Below are 16549 nucleotides of genomic sequence, written 5' to 3'. Positions count from 1 at the left end.
GCCATGGCGATACCTTCCAGACCGGGCCGCCATCCCGGTCTCTGGCTGATCGCCACGCTGGCGGCTGCGACGCTGCTCGCCGCCGTGATGACGATGCGCCCGCCGGTGCCGGCATCGGCCGAGCTCGCACGGCAGCTCGACCATATCCTGCTCTGGCACAGCCTCGTCCCGCGTTCCGTCACCGCGTTGATCTGCGGCGCCGCGCTCGGGCTCGCCGGTCTGCTGTTGCAACGTGTCCTGCGTAATCCGATCGCCGACGCCTCGACGCTCGGCGTCGTCTCGGGCGCGCAACTGGCGCTGACCATCGCGACCGCCTTTGCTCCCGCAGCGATCGTCTTCTCGCGCGAAGGCGTCGCGCTCGCCGGCGCTTTCCTCGCCGTCGCCCTCGTGCTCGGGCTGAGCTGGCGGCGCGGGCTCGAGCCGCTGACGGTGGTCCTCTCCGGCATGGTCGTCTCGCTGCTGGCCGCTGCCCTGAGCGCGACCGTCATCCTCGCCAAGGGCGACTATGTGCTCTCGCTGTTCATCTGGGGCGCCGGCTCGCTCCACCAGCAGAGCTGGGACGCGGTTCTGGCGCTCGGCCCGCGCCTGCTGCTGTGCTGGCTCGCGGCAGCGCTGCTATTGCGTCCGCTCGCGCTGCTGGGGCTCGACGATGGCATCGCCCGCAATCTCGGCCTCGCCCTACATGCCGCCCGCTTCGCCGTGCTCGCGGTGGCGATCTGGCTCGCGGCCAGCGTCACCGCCGAGGTCGGCGTCATCGGCTTCGTCGGCCTCGCCGCCCCGGCGCTGGCGCGCGAGTTCGGGGCCCGCACGCCGCGCCGGCTGCTCCTGGCGGCGCCGGCGGTCGGGGCGCTGCTGCTCTCCATCACCGACAGCGCGGTGCAGCTGCTCGGCTCCGGCTTCAACGATCTGGCTCCGACCGGCGCCGCCACCGCCCTGCTCGGCGGCCCGCTGTTGCTGTGGCTGATGCGCCGCGTCCCGCCGGCCCCGCCTGCTCAAGCCGTCGATGCCATGACACCGACGCATCGCATCGGGCGTCCGCTGCCGGCACTCGCCGGCCTCGCGGCGGCGGTCGCGATTGTCGCCCTGCTCGGCCTCGTCCTCGGGCGCGGACCGCAGGGCTGGGGGATCGCGATGGACGGTCTCTTCGCCGAGCTGCTGCCCTTCCGTGGTCCGCGCCTGGTCGCGGCTGGCGTCGCGGGGGCGTTGCTCGGCGCCGCCGGCTGCCTGATGCAGCGCCTCACCGCCAATCCGTTGGCCGGACCCGAGGTGCTCGGCGTCAGCGCCGGCGGCGGCGTCGGCCTGACGCTCGCGCTCGCGCTGCTGCCGTTCAGCCCGTTCTCGATGCTGCTCGGCATCGCCGGCGGTTCGCTCGCCGTCCTCCTCGTCATGCTGGTCCTGGCGGGCAGGCCGGGCATCGGCTCGCAGCGTCTGCTGCTCGCCGGCATCGCCATGGGCGCGCTCTGCATGGCCCTGGTCTCGACGGCGCTCGCCAAGGGCGATTTGCGCGCCTATGTGCTGCTGACCTGGCTTTCGGGCTCGACCAACCGCGCCGGCGAGATCGAAGTCTGGGTCGGATTGGCCGCCTGCCTGCTGCTGATCGCGCCGCTTTTCCTGGCGACGCGCTGGCTCGATCTGATGCCCTTGGGCGAGGCGGCGAGCCGTAGCCTCGGCCTCTCCGTCGCAGGCAGCCGTCTCATCCTGGCTGCGTTCGCGGCCTTGGCGACGGCGGTCGCCTCGCTATTGGTCGGCCCGCTCAGCCTGATCGGGCTGATCGCGCCGCATCTGGCGCGTCTGGGCGGCTTCGCGCGTGCCCGCGACCAGCTCGTCGCCTCGCTCCTGATCGGCTGCGGCCTGCTGATCCTGGCCGACTGGCTCGCGCGTCTCGTCGCCTTCCCCTATCAGGTCCCGACCGGGCTGTTTGCGGCTCTGATCGGCGGCCCCTATCTGATCTGGCTGTTGAATCGCAAAGGGAGCCGGCATGGCTGACGAGACCACCCTGCACGCCAGCGCCCGGGTTGCGCTCATCAACCCGGCCAGCATGCTCGACCGGCTCTGCGACCACTTCGTCGACCATGGGACAGTCACGCGAGAGACCGACAATGCCCGGCTTGAGGGGATCTTCGGAGCGGTCCAGTTGACGCTTGTAGCGAATGCGCTGGACATCACTGTCACCTCGCCGACCAAAAGCTATCTCTTCGTCGTCAAATCCTCGGTCGCCGACCATCTCGTCGAATTCGCCGATGGCGAGACCATCGCGCTGGACTGGCAGGGAGACGCGGTCGGCGAGACCCATATCCCGTATTTCCGCGAGGTCGTCGTGCGCGGCGCCCGCGACATCACCCCGGCGATGCGGCGCGTCACGGTCGCCTGCGACGACCCCGGCCACTTCACCAGCGGCGGCCTGCATGTGCGCGTCCTGATCCCGCCGCGCGGGCGCGAGCCGGTCTGGCCCAGCGTCGGGCCCGACAGCCGGGTGATCTGGCCGGAGGGTGACGACGCGCTGGCGAAGCGGACCTACACGATCCGATCGATCGATCATGCCCGCGGAGAGCTCGACATCGACGTCGTGCTGCATGACGACTCGCCGGGCTCGATCTGGGCGCGCGAGGCGAAGCCGGGCGATCGCGTCGGCCTGCTCGGACCAGGCGGCGGCGACGTGATCCCGGCCGACTGGTATCTGCTCTGCGGCGACGAGACAGCCCTGCCGGCGATCGCGCGTATTGCCGAGACATTGCCGAGTTCTACTCGGGCCAGCATCGTGATCGAGGTGGCTGACGCCTCCGAGCAGCAGGAGATCGCTTCGAAAGCCATGATCGAGGTGACCTGGTTGCATCGCGATGGCGCGCCGGCCGGCTCGACCGATCTGCTGCCGCAGGCGGTGCGCAGCATCGCCCTGCCGGACCAGGGAAGCCCCTTCGTCTTCGCCGGTTGCGAACAGGCCGCTGCACGGGCCATCCGCAAGCATCTGCGGGCAGAAAAACAGCTGTCCAAGGACCGCCATCTCGTCGCCGCCTATTGGCGCCGGGGTCACGCCGATGTGCACGACCATGGTGAGTAATGCAGACTGAAGCGATTGCGAGCGCCGCCGGGCGCTTCGGTGCCGCACCCCGGGCGATCGAGGCGGGGCCGCAGACGAGCGGCCCCCTGTTCACGCTCGAGGAGGTCGGCTTCTCGATAGCGGACCGTGTCCTGCTCGAACCGCTGTCGCTCGACCTGGGTGCCGGCAAGGTGATCGGCATCCTCGGTCACAACGGATCGGGCAAGTCGACGATGGTGAAGCTGCTGGCGCGGCAGCAGCAGCCCTCGCGCGGCGTCCTGCGTTTTGCCGGACGCCCGATCGAGAGCTGGGACAACCGCGCCTTCGCGCGCCGGGTCGCCTACTTGCCGCAACAGACGCCGCCCGCCGCCGGCATGCTGGTCAAGGAGCTGGTCGCGCTCGGCCGCTACCCCTGGCACGGTGCGCTCGGCCGCTTCGGCCAGCGCGACCGCGACAAGGTCGGCGAGGCCATGGCGCTGACCGATATCGAGCCCTTCGCCGAGCGTCTCGTCGATACCTTGTCGGGCGGCGAACGTCAGCGCGCCTGGCTCGCCATGCTGGTGGCGCAGGATGCCGAATGCCTCCTGCTCGACGAGCCGATCGCGGCGCTCGACCTCGCCCATCAGATGGAGGTGCTGACGCTCGTGCAGCGCTTGTCGCACGAGCATGGCCTCGGCATCGTCGTCGTACTGCATGATGTCAACATGGCCGCTCGCTTCTGCGACGAGCTCATAGCGCTGCATTCCGGCCGGCTCGTCGCGCGCGGCACGCCCGACGAGATCGTGCGCCCCGATGTGCTGCGCATGATCTACGGCGTCGAGGTCGGCGTGATCGCCCATCCGCATGGAGGACGGCCGCTCGCCTTTGTGTGAGGCGGCGATCTTAGGCCGATCGGGGGCTCGCGAGCCCGCAAGAGGTTGCCTGAGCTCAAAGACAGCTCGCCAAGGCGGCGAAGAAGGCGTCGTCGTTGATTTCGAGGCGGCGGCGATAGCCCGGCTTCGAGCGAGCGCTCAGGACCACCACGACGAGGCGCTTGCGCGGGTTGATGTGGATGAACTGCCCGTAGATGCCCTCGGCCTGGAAGGTGCCCTTCAGCGCGGGATCGTCGAGGACTGGGATCCACCACATATAGCCATAGGGGATGAGCGCTTCGCCGATCCGGTAGGGCGCGCCGGCCTCCTCGCGCCAGCCCTGTGGTAGCAGCTTCTGCGCGCCGATCCGCCCATTGTCGAGGACGAACTGGCCGAAGCGGGCATAGTCACGCAGCGTCGCATGCAGGCCACTCCCGGCGATGCCCATCCCGCCGGGGTTTTCGCACCACCAGGAAGCATCGGCCTCCATGCCGATCCGCGACCAGAGCTTGTCCGAAAGATAGTCGGCGAGGCTAGTCCCGGTCGCGTGCTCCAGGACCAGGCCGGCGAGATAGGAATCGCCGGTATTGTACTTCCAGGAGCCGCCCGGCGGGGTTTCGGCGGGCAGGCTCTCCATATGCCTGACGATGCCGCCCGGCTCCCAATTCATCTGGGTGTCCATCAGCAAGCGCCGGTCGGAGGCAGGATCGGTATAGTCCTCGTTCCAGCGCACACCGGTCGCCATGCGCAAGAGCTGGCGCACCGAGACACCGGCATAGAGGCCGCCTAAGTTCACATAGCGCGTCACCGGATCGTCGAGGTCCGCGATCGCGCCCTCGCGCAAGGCGATGCCATAGAGCGTGGCGGTGACCGATTTCGCCAGCGAGCAGGACTTCCACTGCGTCTGCGGCCCGATGCCGAGCGAATAGCTTTCCTCGATCGCGGTGCCGTCCTGGAGGACCATCAGCCCGGCGACGCGGTTGACCGAGAGATAGTCTTAGAGATCGAAGGTCCGGCCATGGTCGCGGATCTCCAGCGGCGGCAACCCGCGGCCGGCATCGGGAAGCGGCGAGACGGTAGCCCCCCGCCGCACCACACGCGACGGAAACCAGCCGGCCTCCTGCGACATCGCCGCGACCATCTCGTCCGGCCGCAGCGTGCCGTCGTAATAGCGGCGGATATGCTCGCGGGCGGCGGCGTCCATGCCCGTTCCCTGGGTCATCATCGATCCTCTTGAAACCCGTTCCGCTCTGCGATCGTCGTCATCAGAGCGGGGCATGTGGTGCCGAATAGGTGCCGCGGGCGAAACGGTCCAGCCTGAGCGGCTCCAGGATCGCGGCGGGGGCCTCGCCTTTGGCCAACCGGGCGACGTGGCGGCCGACTGCGGGAGCAAGTCCGAAGCCATGGCCGGAGAAGCCGGTTGCGACGATGAGCCCGCCGATCCCGGACGGTGCATCGAGCACCGGGAGCGCATCAGGCAGGACGTCGATCCGGCCGGCCCAGGATTTGACGATCTCGATGCCGGTGGCGCCAGCGAACAGGTTGCGGACGGTAGCGCCGGTGCGTGCCGCCAGCTTGGAGTTGGTGGGGATGCGGGGGCGCCGTGCGACGGTGCGTTCGCGATCCGGTACGGCGAGACGCTCATGTAGATCGTCGATGAAGGCACGTCCCAACCGCAGCGAGAAGCCGCTGCCATGGCGCAACAGCCCCGGCAGGAAGAAGCGGGCGGCCCGCAAGGAATCGAGCGACAGGTCGATGTCGGAGGTCGAATCGGCGGCGATGATGCAGGAGCCGTCGGCGCGCTGCCGCAGGCCGATGCCGAAGCCGCAGAAGCAGGCCTCGCTCAGCGGGGGCAGCGGCGCGGTGAGGGAGACGGTGCTGCGCACGCTCTGCTGCGGCAGCGTCAGGCCGAGCGGCATCAGCAGCCGGTGGCTCTGGGCTCCGGCCGCGCAGACCACGGTATTGCAGCGGATCCGGCCGTGCTCGGTCTCGACGCCGTTGACCACCCCGCCCGCGATCTCGATGGCGAGCGCGCCGCAATCCTCGATGATGCGAACGCCGAGCCGCGCTGCAGCCTGAGCGAAGGCCAGGGTCGCGAGCGCCGGCTCGGCCTGGCCGTCGCTCGCGGTGTAGAGCGCGCCTTCCGTCTTGCCCCGTAGCGACGGCAGCAGATCGACGGTCTCGCGCGCTGACAGCAGCCGGGCATCGCAGGCTATGTTGCGCGTACTCTCATGCCAGCCGGCGAAGGCCGCCATCTCCTTCTGCGTTGCCGCAACGAAGACGCAGCCGGTCCGGCGCCAGCCGATGGGAGCGTCAAGCTCGCGCTCGAGCTCCGGCCAGAGCGCGAGCGCTTCGACGGCGAGCGGCAATTCCAGGGGGTCGCGATACTGCGTCCTGACGAAGCCCCAGTTCCTGCCGGATTGCTGCGAGGAGACCTTGTCGGCTTCAAGCAGCACCGTGCTCAAGCCGGCGCCGGCGAGATGAAAAGCGGCGGCGGCACCGATGATGCCGCCGCCAATGACGACGACATCGGCCTGGCCGGGGAGGGAGTCGGCGGCGGCGATGACGTCGTCGGGAACATGCGAGCGCAGGCTAAGCATCGACATCGACGATGGCGTCCATATCCATCTCGACCAGGATGTCGGGATCGAAGAGCCCCGCCTCGACCGTGGTGCAGGCTGGCTTCACCTCCCTGAAGGCCTCGGCGAATACGGCCATCACCGCCTCGTAATCGGCTGCGCGGGCGATGAACATGCGCACGCGGACGACGTCGGTGAGCCCTGCTCCGACCTGCGCGAAAGCGGCCGCGGCGTTGCGGAAGAGGTGGCGGGTCTGTTCCGCCGCGCCTTCGGCCAGCGTGCTCGTCGCATAGTCGTAGCCCGTCGTGCCCGACAGCATGACATGCGTGCCGACGACGACCGCGCGGCTATAGCTGTACTGCGCTTCGAAGGCGCTGCCGGATGAGATGTTGCGCCGGCGCGGCGCCTGCAAACCGGTTCCACTCATGGCTGTTGCTCCGCTTGTCTGTTCGGGCCAAGGCAAGCCCCGAGGCGGCGGCGATGTCGATTTCAATAATTGGGGCGGGGGCTCAGGGAATTCGGCGTCGGGTGCTTTCGTCCGGCGACCCAGCTTTTGAGGTGCCGGCCCCCAATTATTGAAATCGACTGCGGCGCGGCGTGGTGCTGTCGTTGATCCTGCCGGTGGGTGGCTGCCGGTGGCCGATGACCGGAAAGCTGGTGCGGGGACGATGCGGGTCGATGTGATCATTGTGGGCGGCGGGATCGCGGGAGCATCCGCGGCCTATTTCCTGTCCCGGCACGGCTCCGTCGCGCTGATCGAGCGCGAGGAGCAGGCCGGCTATCACAGCTCGGGGCGCTCGGCGGCGCAATTCACCGTCGGCATCACCGCTCCGACGATGCGGCGCATGGCGCAGGCCAGCCGCGCCTTCCTCGAAGCGCCGCCAGCCGGCTTCTGCGCCCATCCGATCATGACGCCGCGCGGCTGCCTGACGGTCGCGGCCGCTGGCCAGGAAGACAGGCTGGCGCGGCTGGAGGAGCGCATCCTCTCCGTCGGCGCCCGGGCTGAACGATTGGACGGGCCTTCGGCGCTGGCGCTCTTTCCGGCGCTCCGGCCCGAGACGGTCCAGGCCGGCGTCAACGAGCCCGACGCCATGGACATCGATGTCGATGTGCTGCTGCAGGGTTATCTGCGCGGCGCCAGGGCGAACGGCGCGACGATCGTGCTGAAGGCGGGCGTCGAAGCCATCCGCCGCGACGCGGCCGGCTGGGCGGTTGCCTGGCCGGGCGGAGAGGTCCAGACGCCGCTGCTGGTCAACGCCGCCGGCGCCTGGGCCGACGAGATCGCCGGAATCGCCGGTATCGCGCCGCTCGGCATCGTGCCCAAGCGCCGCACCGCCTTCACCTTCGCGCACCAGCCCGACTACGACGCCCGCGCCTGGCCGCATGTCAGCACTGTCGATTACCGCTGGTATGTGAAGCCCGAGCCCGGCTGCCTGATGGGCAGCCTCGCCGATGCGACGCCGACCGCGCCGGGCGATGCCTATGCCGACGATCTCGATGTCGCGCAGGCGATCGACAATATCGAGCAGGACACCAGCTTCCGCATCGGGCGCCCGCTGAGCCAATGGGCGGGTCTACGCAGCTTCGTCGCCGATGCCGAGCCGGTCGCGGGCATGCGGCCGCAGGAGCCCGGTTTCTTCTGGCTGGTGGGGCAGGGCGGCTGCGGCATCCTGACCTCGCCGGCAATGGGCGAGGCGACTGCGGCCCTGCTCGCCGGACGCCAGTTGCCGGCCGCTATGACGGAGCTCGGCGTGACAGCCGACGACCTGTCGCCAACCAGAAGCGGCCTGCAAGGGGCCGGCTGAACCGCCGATACGACGCGACATGACCGAGGCTGAACACAGCCCGGATGCAATGAGGGGAATTCGACATGGCCGAAACGGGCAATCGCATGAGATTCCGCAGCCGGCGCGAGGTGCTGGCGCTCGGCCTTGGCGCCGCAGCGCTGGCGGCAGGAGGTGCGCAGGCTCAGCCGCGGCCGCCGCAGCAACCGAAGGGCCAGGTTGTCGCCGGTCTCTCGCAGGAGCCGACGGTCTTCAACCCGCTGATGCCGGGCAGCGAGGTCGATCAGGGCGTCTGGTGGCAGCTCTTCAGCCCGCTCTGGTTCGTCGATCCCGACGGCAAGCTGGTCCCCGACCTCGCGACCGAGGTGCCGAGCATCGCCAATGGCGGCCTCTCTGCCGACGGGCTGAGCTGGAAGGTCAAGCTGCGGCGGGATGCGAAATGGCATGATGGCACGCCCTTCACCGCCGAGGACGTCAAATACACGCTCGATCTGATCAACACGCCCGGCTTCCGGGTGCGCAACCGGGTCGGCCACAGCCTCCTGCGCGACATCAGGATCGTCGCGCCCGACGAGATTCACTGGCGCATGGAGAGCGCCTATTCGCCCTATCTCTCGATCCTGGCGCTGACGTTCATCGTTCCCAAGCACGTTCTGGAAAAGGCGTCCGATCCCAATACGGCACCGTTCAACGGGGCTCCGGTCGGCACCGGCCCGTTCCGCTGGGGCGAGCGCGCCGCCGGCGACCATCTGCTGCTGCGGGCCAACAGTGCCTATCATGGCGATGGCCCTTATCTGGAGCGGGTCGTCTTCAAGTATATTCCCGACCTGACGGTGCTCTACACGCAGTTCCGCACCGGGCAGGTCGACTATCTCGGCATCGGCGGCATCGCGGCGCATTTCGTCAAGGAGGCGCAGGGGCTGCGGCCGGCGCATCTCGCGCTCACCGACGCCGTTCATCGAGCATATCGCGCTCAACCTCGAATTCGGCCCCTTCGCCGACAGAGCGGTGCGCGAGGCGCTCTATCTCGCCATGAACAAGGCGGCGCGGATCGACGCGCTCTATTACGGCCTGCCGGTGCCGACGGAGTCCTTCCTGCCGCGCGAATCCTGGGCCTATGACGACGGCCTGCCGGCGCATCGCCATGATCCGGCCAGAGCCAACGCCATCCTCGACGCCGCCGGCTGGGCCCGCGGTGCCGACGGCATCCGCCAGAAGAATGGGATGCGCCTCGAATTCTCCAACTCGACCACGGTCGGCAATCCCGGCCGCGAGCAGTCGCAGCAATTGCTGATGCAGGACTGGCGCGCGATCGGTGTGGCATTGCGCATCAACAACATGCCGGGCGCGGTGATCTGGGGCGAGTTCTGGCAGAAATCGAAATTCGAGTCGGTGATGGTCGGCTCGAACTTCATGATCGGCAACGATCCCGACGTGACGCCGCGTTTCGCCTCGACCGCGATCCCGGCCAAGGCCGGCACGGGCCTCAACACCTATCAGTACAGCAATTCCGAGATGGACCGTCTGCTCGCCGACGGCGCCAGCCAGTTCGACCCGCAGGAACGCAAGACAATCTATAGCCGGATCCAGCGCATCATCCGCGACGATCTCGTCCTGCTCCCGATCTACCAGACGGTGATGGCCGAAGGCATCAAGGACGGGCTGCAGGGCTTCCGACCCAACATCAACTGCTCCTCGAGCTGCTGGAACATGCGGCGCTGGCACTGGGCGGCGTGACCGGCAAAGATGGGTCCGTTCCTCGCAAGGCGGCTCTGGCAGTCGCTGCTCCTCCTCGCGATCGTCTCGGCGATCGGCTTTGCCATCTTGCATCTGGCGCCCGGCGGGCCGATGTCGCAATTCGCCCAGTCGGCCCAGATGACGCAGGAGGACCTTGATCGGATCAGTCGCGAGCTTGGCCTCGATCGGCCGCTGCCGGTGCAATATCTCGACTGGCTTCGGCGCATGCTGACCGGCGACTGGGGCCGCTCTTATCGCGACAACGCGCCGGTCTGGAGCGTCATCGCCTCGCATCTGCGCGCGACCTTCGAACTGATGGCGGCCTCGACGCTGATCGCCATGCTGCTCGGCTGCGCCATCGGCATCCTCGGCGCGATCCGGCGCTATTCGATCTTCGACATGGCCGCCACGGTCGGCGCCATGATCGCCTTGTCGATCCCGACCTTCTGGTTCGGCCTGATCGCGATCTATCTCTTCTCGGTCGAGCTCGGCTGGCTGCCGGCCGGCAACCGCCAGACGATCGGCGACGGCTCGCTCCTCGACGTGCTGCACCACATGATCGCGCCGGTGATGGTGCTCGCTTTGGTCGAGACGGCGGTCTGGGCCCGCTTCACGCGCGCGGCCGTGCTCGATGTGATCGGCCAGGACTATATCCGCACCGCCCGCGCCAAGGGTGTGCCGGAGCGGGCGGTGCTCGGCCGCCATGCCTTGCGCAATGCCTTGCTGCCGCTGATCACGCTCGCCGGCCTGCAGTTCCCGACCCTACTCGGCGGGGCGCTCGTCACCGAGACCGTCTTCACCTGGCCGGGCATGGGCCGGCTCTTCCTCGATTCGATCGAGTACCGCGACTATCCGGTGGTGATGGGCATCCTGATGCTGTCGGCGCTGATGGTGCTGATCGGCTCGCTGATGGCCGACATGCTTTACGCGGTCGCCGATCCCCGCATCAGGCTGGGCTGACCATGAGCGCAGACGTATTCCCGTTGCCGATCGAGACCGAAGGCCTCGCCCGGAAGAGTGCCTGGACCCGCTTCCGCCGGCACAGGCTCGCCATGGCCGGTGCGGCGATCATCTTCGTCCTCGCGCTTGCCTGCTTTCTCGGTCCGGCCCTGCTGCCGTTCGACGAGACCCATATCGACGTGATGCAGCGCTTCGCGCCGCCTCTGGCCGGCGCGCATCTGCTCGGTACCGACGAGCTCGGCCGCGACATGCTGGCCCGGCTGATGATGGGCGGTCGCATCTCGCTCGGCATCGGCTTCGCCGCGATGGCGATCGCGATCGCCATCGGCACCGGCGTCGGCATGGTCGCCGGCTACCATGGCGGCGCCATCGGCTCGGCTCTGATGCGCTTCGTCGACGCGATCCTATGCTTTCCGACGATCTTCCTGCTGCTGGCGCTGGCGGCGCTGGTCAAGCCTGGCCTGATCTCGATGGTGCTGCTGATCGCCGCGACGTCCTGGATGAATGTGGCGCGCATCGTCGAGGCGCAGATCAAGGTCCTGCGCGATCAGGATTACGCCGTGGCGGCGCGCTCCTTCGGTGCCTCGCATCTGCGGGTGATGCTGCGCGAGCTCCTGCCCAACGCCATGGCGCCGATCGTCGTCGCGGCGACGCTCAACGTCGCCCGCGCCATCCTGCTCGAATCCTATGTCAGCTTCCTCGGCTACGGCATCCAGCCGCCCACCGCGAGCTGGGGCAACATGCTCAACAACGCCCAGATCTACCTGACGAGCGCGCCATGGCTTGCGATCCTGCCGGGAGCTGCCATTACACTGGCGGTGACGAGCTTCAACTTCACGGGAGACGGGCTGAGGGATGCGCTCGACCCGCGCATGGACATCCGATGAGACCGGCGGCCGCGACAGCACGGCGTCCGAGCCCGCAGCCATGACCCGGCGGCTGCCCTCGCTCAATGCCCTGCGCTGCTTCGAGATCGTCGCGGCGCAGCTCAGCATCAAGAAGGCCGCGGCGGCGCTCAATGTCAGCGAGAGTGCCGTCAGCCGACAGGTCAAGATCCTCGAGGACCAGCTCGGCACGCCGCTGTTCCAGCGCAACCACAACGGGCTCGAGATCACCGATGCCGGCCAGCGTCTCGCGCTCAGCGTCAAGGAGGCGTTCGACCACATCGCCGAGGCGATTACGCCGTTCCGCGCCGAGCAGGAGACGGTCACGATCAAATGCCTGCCGACCTTCGCGCTGCGCTGGCTGCTGCCGCGCCTGAAGGCTTTCCAGGAGCGGCACCCGCTGGTCAAAGTGAGCGTCCAGACCCGACTGAACGACATGACGCTCAACGATGCCGATGCCGATCTCGGCATCCGCTACGGCATGGGCAACTGGCCGCTCGACTGCGTCACCGAGCTCTATCCGGAATGGATCCTGCCGGTCTGCGCGCCATCCTATGGCGGGGGGCGCTTCTCCGGCGCGGACCTGCCCGAGGCGACTCTGCTCCATCCGTTGCCCGACCGGCGCGACTGGCGGACCTGGTCCGAGAAATCTGGGATGCATATCGAGACCCGCCACGGGCTCGATTTCGACGCGCTCGACATGGCGCTCAGCGCCGCCGAGGCCGGGCTCGGCGTCGCCATGACCGATGTCGTCCTCGCCCATGAGGCGATCCAGGACGGCCGGCTCGTAGTGCCGCTGCGCAAGGCCGTGCCGACCGGCATCTCCTATTACCTCGTCAGGCCGCCGGGTATGCGCCGGCGCCGCGAGGTCAGGCTGGTCGACGAGTGGATCTGCGACGAGATCTCAGCGGCGCGCGAGCTGGTCGGGCGCTACGCGGCGTGACCGCGGCCTGCCTCTAATTTTCAGAAGTCCCCCACGAATAAACGCGGTCGACGATCGCCGCTGCACCACGCTACCGCATCACTCGATCATGAAATGGCGTCGCGCGAGCGTTCGTGCGGCGCCGTCAGCATGCACACAAAAAAGCACTGATTGAAGTAATTATAAAGTATTCGTTGCAAAATTGGCACGTATATCTGCTATCTACTGATCATCATTCATTGCAGCATCTGCGTGCTTTTCTTTTCTGTTCGTGACGAACAGGGTTCCAGCCAGTCGGAATCAGCTCCGGTACCGGTTCAAGGGTCTTGTTATGTCGAAAATTGGTCTCGCACCGCCGTGTCGTTCGGTTCCTTGCGGCGTTGCCCGGCGCGGAAGGCTCCCGCTGTCCTTGCTGGCGAGCACGGCGCTTGTGGCTCTGGCGGCTTCGGCAGCCGGCGCGCAGGAGCGCAGCAACGATCAGGTCCGGCTCGACGAGATCGTGGTCGAAGGCCCGGCCCGCGCCTCCGGCATGCCGGCGCCCTTCGCTGGCGGCCAGGTCGCCCAGGGCAGCCGGCTCGGCCTGCTCGGCAATGCCGAGACGCTGAAATCGCCGTTCAGTACGACGAACTATACCGGCGAGCTCGCCCGCAATCTCCAGGCCTCGACCGTCGCCGATGCACTGATCCTCGATCCGTCGGTGCGCAGCTCGCATCCGTCCGGCGGCATCGTCGATTCCTTCAACATTCGCGGCTTCCCGATCGGCGAGGGCAATAGCGGCGAGATCGCCTTCGACGGGGTCTATGGCGTCGCGCCGAACTATCGCGTCTTCACCGACTATGCCGAGCGCATCGAGGTGTTGAAGGGCCCGGCGGCGGCGCTGACCGGGATCGCGCCTAATGGCGGCGTCGGCGGCGTGATCAACGTCGTGCCCAAGCGCGCCGAGGGCGATTTGACCCGCGTCGGCGCCGAGTTCTCGTCGCGGGCCTATGGCGGCGCCACCTTCGACGTCGCCCGACGTTTCGGCGCGGGCCGCGAGTTCGGCGTTCGCGTCAACGGCTCGCTGCGCGGCGGCGACACTGCCATCGACAGGCAGTCCGAGACGACTGGGATCGGCTCGCTGGCACTGGACTATCAGGGCGCGCGCTTCCGCAGCTGGCTCTATGCCCTGGCGCAGCGGGACGAGTTCGACGCGCCCAACCGCCCCTTCCTGATGACGCGGGGCCTGCGCGTGCCGTCCGCGCCCGGCGGCCGCGAGAACGTCATCCAGCCCTGGGAATGGTCGCGCATCGATGACCGCTCGCTGCTCTGGAAGAACGAATTCGACCTCACCGATAACATCACCGTCTTCGGCAATGTCGGCGGCTCGCAGACCCGGGTCGAGCGCTTCTTCGGCCTGCCGACCATCCTGAACGCCCGCGGCGACACCAGCCATACTCCGCAATATTTCGATCTCGGCGTCGGCCGCCAGAGCTACGAAGCCGGCATCCGCGCCCGCTTCGAGACCGGCTTCGTCAAGCACCAGCTGACGCTGCAGGCGTCCTATTATCGCGAGACGCTGGAGCGGGCCCTGACGAATGGCAGGCCGGTCTTCTCGAACGTATACGCACCGACCTGGAGCGCGACGCAGTTCGCCACCCGCGGCCCGCGGGCGCGTCTCTCCGACAGCGACCTGACCAGCGTGGCCCTGGCCGACACGATGTCGGCCTTCGACGACCGCGTCATGCTGACGCTCGGCGTGCGCCGGCAATCGGTTGCGACGAACAATTATGCGCCGGGCACCGGCATCCTGACCTCGGCCTATGACGAGAGCGCCACGACGCCGATGGTCGGCCTCGTGCTGCGGCCGCTCGATTATCTCTCGCTCTATGCCAACTATGTCGAGGGCCTGAGCCGCGGCGACGTCGCTCCGACCACGGCGAGCAACGCCGGCGAGACCTTCGCGCCTTACCGCACCAAGCAGTACGAGGCCGGCGTCAAGCTTCAATATGGCAGCTTCGGCGCCTCGCTCGCCGGCTTCCAGATCGCCAAGCCGAGCGGCGAACTGAATGGCGGCCTGTTCTCCGTCACCGGCGAGCAGCGCGTGCGCGGGCTCGAGCTCAGCGTCTATGGCGAGGTGACGCCGCAGCTGCGGCTTCTCGGCGGCGTCTCCCTGCTCGACGGCGAGCTGACCAAGACCGCTGTCGCAGCCAATCGCGGCAACCGGCCTATCGGTGTCGCGCCGGTGCAGTTGAATCTCGGCGCCGAATGGGATGTGCCCTGGCTCAGGGGCCTGACGCTCACCGGCGCGCTCGTCTACACCGGCAAGCAGTACATCGACGCGGCCAATACCCAGTCGCTGCCGGATTGGACGCGGGTCGATCTCGGCGCGCGCTACGCCACCGAGATCGCCGGGCGCAAGACCGTGTTCCGCGCCACGGTGCAGAACGTCGCCGACAACAAGTATTGGTCGAGCGTCGCCTCCTTCGGCACCTTCTATCTCGGCGCGCCGCGCACCTTCCGGCTGTCGATGTCGATGGATCTCTAGCATGCGCTGGGCCCGGTCCGACGCGGCGGGCGTGCGTAGCTGGCTCGCGCTTGCGCTGCTGGCCTGGCTCGCGCTCATGCCGGCGCTCGCCGTCGCGGACACCGTGACGGTGACGGATGTCACCGGACGGCAGGTCGAGGTCGCCGTCCCCGTCCGTCGCGTCATCCTCGGCGAGGGCCGGCAGATTCATCTCGCTGCAGCGCTGGATCGCGATGATCCGTTCGGACGCATCGTCGGCTGGGGCGAGGATTTCGAGAAGTCCGATCCCGACACGCATGCCGCCTATCTCGCGCGCTTTCCGCGGGCGGCGGCGCTGCCGCGCTTCGGTTCGCCAAACAGTGGTGCCTTCGACATCGAGAAGGCGATCTCGCTGCAGCCCGATCTCGTCGTGCTCGGCGCCGAGACGCAGCGCCCGGCCGGAGAAATCCGTCTGGTCGAGCGACTGGCTGAGGCGGGCATCCCGGTCGTCTATGTCGATTTTCGGCATGCGCCCTCGCGCAACATCGAGCCGTCGCTTCGCCTCCTCGGACAGGTCTTCGGGCGAACGCAGGTCGCCGAGGCGCTGATCGCCTTCCGGGTTGCGGAGATCGCGCGGGTGACCGAGCGGCTCGCGGCCGCTGGCCCGCTCGCCAAGCCTCTCGTCATGCTCGACCGGATTCCCGGCTATTCCGACGAATGCTGCCTGAGCTTCGGCAACGAGAATTTCGGCGCCATGGTCGCCGCAGCCGGCGGCGTCAATCTCGGCAGCGAGCTGCTCCCCGGCACCTTCGGGACGATCAATCCCGAGACGATTATCGTGCGCGATCCCGATGTGGTGATCGTGACCGGCGGCAATTGGGAAGCGCTGGCGCCGAATGGCGCCTGGGTCGGCCTCGGACCCGGCGCCGATCTTCGCAAGGCGCAGGCGAAGCTCGCCGCACTGGCGGCGCGGCCGGCCTTCCGGTCGACGAAGGCGGTCAGGGCCGGCCGCATCCATGCGATCTGGCACCAGTTCTACACCAGCCCCTACCAGTTCGTGGCGCTGCAGCAGATCGCCCGTTGGCTGCATCCCGAGCTATTCGCCGACCTCGATGCCGAGGAGACGTTGCGCCGGCTGCATGAGCGCTTCCTGCCGATCGCCTATCGGCCCGGCTATTGGATCGATATCGCGCGCTGACTGCTCCCTGATCTCCAGATTCCGTATCGCTCGCATCGCCGCACCCTCGGCCGGCTCCGGGGCGCCACGGCCTGCTTTGATCTGCATGCGCCGGCGTGGCCTTCCTCTCACGATA

General features: G+C 68.1%; 13 protein-coding genes and 1 pseudogene. 10 read left to right on the top strand and 4 right to left on the bottom strand.

The window, feature by feature from the left end; all coding sequences use genetic code 11:
• Window positions 1-3: 3 nt before the first annotated feature.
• Genes fhuB through BMZ69_RS03210 form a run of 3 tightly spaced genes read left to right on the top strand, consistent with a single transcriptional unit; the run spans window position 4 to window position 3909 of the window.
• Window positions 4-1986, top strand: a complete 1983-nt coding sequence (fhuB, locus tag BMZ69_RS03220; protein ID WP_244543188.1) for a Fe(3+)-hydroxamate ABC transporter permease FhuB — start codon at window positions 4-6, stop codon at window positions 1984-1986.
• Window positions 1979-3058 carry a siderophore-interacting protein gene (locus BMZ69_RS03215; RefSeq protein WP_092154817.1) on the top strand — a complete coding sequence of 360 codons (1080 nt, stop codon included), beginning with the start codon at window positions 1979-1981 and terminating at the stop codon, window positions 3056-3058. Before fhuB ends, BMZ69_RS03215 begins: the two co-directional genes overlap by 8 nt.
• The gene (locus BMZ69_RS03210; protein ID WP_092154815.1) at window positions 3058-3909 is read left to right on the top strand and encodes an ATP-binding cassette domain-containing protein; all 852 of its coding nucleotides are present in this window, start codon (window positions 3058-3060) and stop codon (window positions 3907-3909) included. The genes BMZ69_RS03215 and BMZ69_RS03210 overlap by 1 nt, the downstream gene beginning before the upstream one ends.
• A gap of 55 nt (window positions 3910-3964) precedes the next feature.
• Here BMZ69_RS03210 and BMZ69_RS03205 read toward each other — a convergent pair whose 3' ends face one another.
• From BMZ69_RS03205 to BMZ69_RS03190, 4 genes are read right to left on the bottom strand one after another with little or no spacing between them, the layout of a single operon-like run.
• A complete protein-coding gene (locus BMZ69_RS03205) occupies window positions 3965-4852 on the bottom strand; it encodes a serine hydrolase domain-containing protein (RefSeq protein WP_092154813.1) in 888 nt (295 codons plus the stop codon).
• Between the two features lie 33 nt (window positions 4853-4885).
• Window positions 4886-5110 carry a hypothetical protein gene (locus BMZ69_RS03200; protein WP_139218963.1) on the bottom strand — a complete coding sequence of 75 codons (225 nt, stop codon included), beginning with the start codon at window positions 5108-5110 and terminating at the stop codon, window positions 4886-4888.
• A 43-nt stretch (window positions 5111-5153) separates the two neighbouring features.
• The gene (locus BMZ69_RS03195; RefSeq protein WP_092154809.1) at window positions 5154-6494 is read right to left on the bottom strand and encodes an NAD(P)/FAD-dependent oxidoreductase; all 1341 of its coding nucleotides are present in this window, start codon (window positions 6492-6494) and stop codon (window positions 5154-5156) included.
• Window positions 6481-6894, bottom strand: coding sequence for a RidA family protein (locus BMZ69_RS03190; RefSeq protein WP_092154807.1), 414 nt, complete (start codon window positions 6892-6894; stop codon window positions 6481-6483). The genes BMZ69_RS03195 and BMZ69_RS03190 overlap by 14 nt, the downstream gene beginning before the upstream one ends.
• A 208-nt stretch (window positions 6895-7102) precedes the next feature.
• On the opposite strand from BMZ69_RS03190, the gene BMZ69_RS03185 reads away from it, so the two are divergent.
• The 7 genes and pseudogenes from BMZ69_RS03185 to BMZ69_RS03155 all read left to right on the top strand — a co-directional run bounded on the left by BMZ69_RS03185 (window position 7103) and on the right by BMZ69_RS03155 (window position 16434).
• On the top strand, window positions 7103-8272 hold the full coding sequence (locus BMZ69_RS03185; protein WP_210187984.1) for an NAD(P)/FAD-dependent oxidoreductase: 1170 nt from the start codon (window positions 7103-7105) through the stop codon (window positions 8270-8272).
• Window positions 8273-8337: 65 nt separating this feature from the next.
• Window positions 8338-9988: pseudogene (locus BMZ69_RS03180) on the top strand (peptide ABC transporter substrate-binding protein).
• A 9-nt stretch (window positions 9989-9997) separates the two neighbouring features.
• A complete protein-coding gene (locus BMZ69_RS03175; RefSeq protein ID WP_092154803.1) occupies window positions 9998-10948 on the top strand; it encodes an ABC transporter permease in 951 nt (316 codons plus the stop codon).
• 2 nt (window positions 10949-10950) lie between these two features.
• Window positions 10951-11835, top strand: a complete 885-nt coding sequence (locus BMZ69_RS03170; protein ID WP_092154801.1) for an ABC transporter permease — start codon at window positions 10951-10953, stop codon at window positions 11833-11835.
• A gap of 40 nt (window positions 11836-11875) precedes the next feature.
• Entirely contained in the window at window positions 11876-12775 is a 900-nt protein-coding gene (locus tag BMZ69_RS03165) for a LysR substrate-binding domain-containing protein (protein WP_175506648.1), read from the top strand.
• 310 nt (window positions 12776-13085) lie between these two features.
• On the top strand, window positions 13086-15278 hold the full coding sequence (locus tag BMZ69_RS03160) for a TonB-dependent receptor (protein WP_092154797.1): 2193 nt from the start codon (window positions 13086-13088) through the stop codon (window positions 15276-15278).
• Between the two features lie 76 nt (window positions 15279-15354).
• Window positions 15355-16434 carry an ABC transporter substrate-binding protein gene (locus tag BMZ69_RS03155; protein WP_244543210.1) on the top strand — a complete coding sequence of 360 codons (1080 nt, stop codon included), beginning with the start codon at window positions 15355-15357 and terminating at the stop codon, window positions 16432-16434.
• Window positions 16435-16549: the final 115 nt, after the last annotated feature.

It is taken from the genome of Allobosea sp. CRIB-10, from assembly GCF_900112185.1.
Lineage (GTDB): Bacteria > Pseudomonadota > Alphaproteobacteria > Rhizobiales > Beijerinckiaceae > Allobosea.
This window is presented reverse-complemented; position numbering and strand designations above follow the sequence as displayed.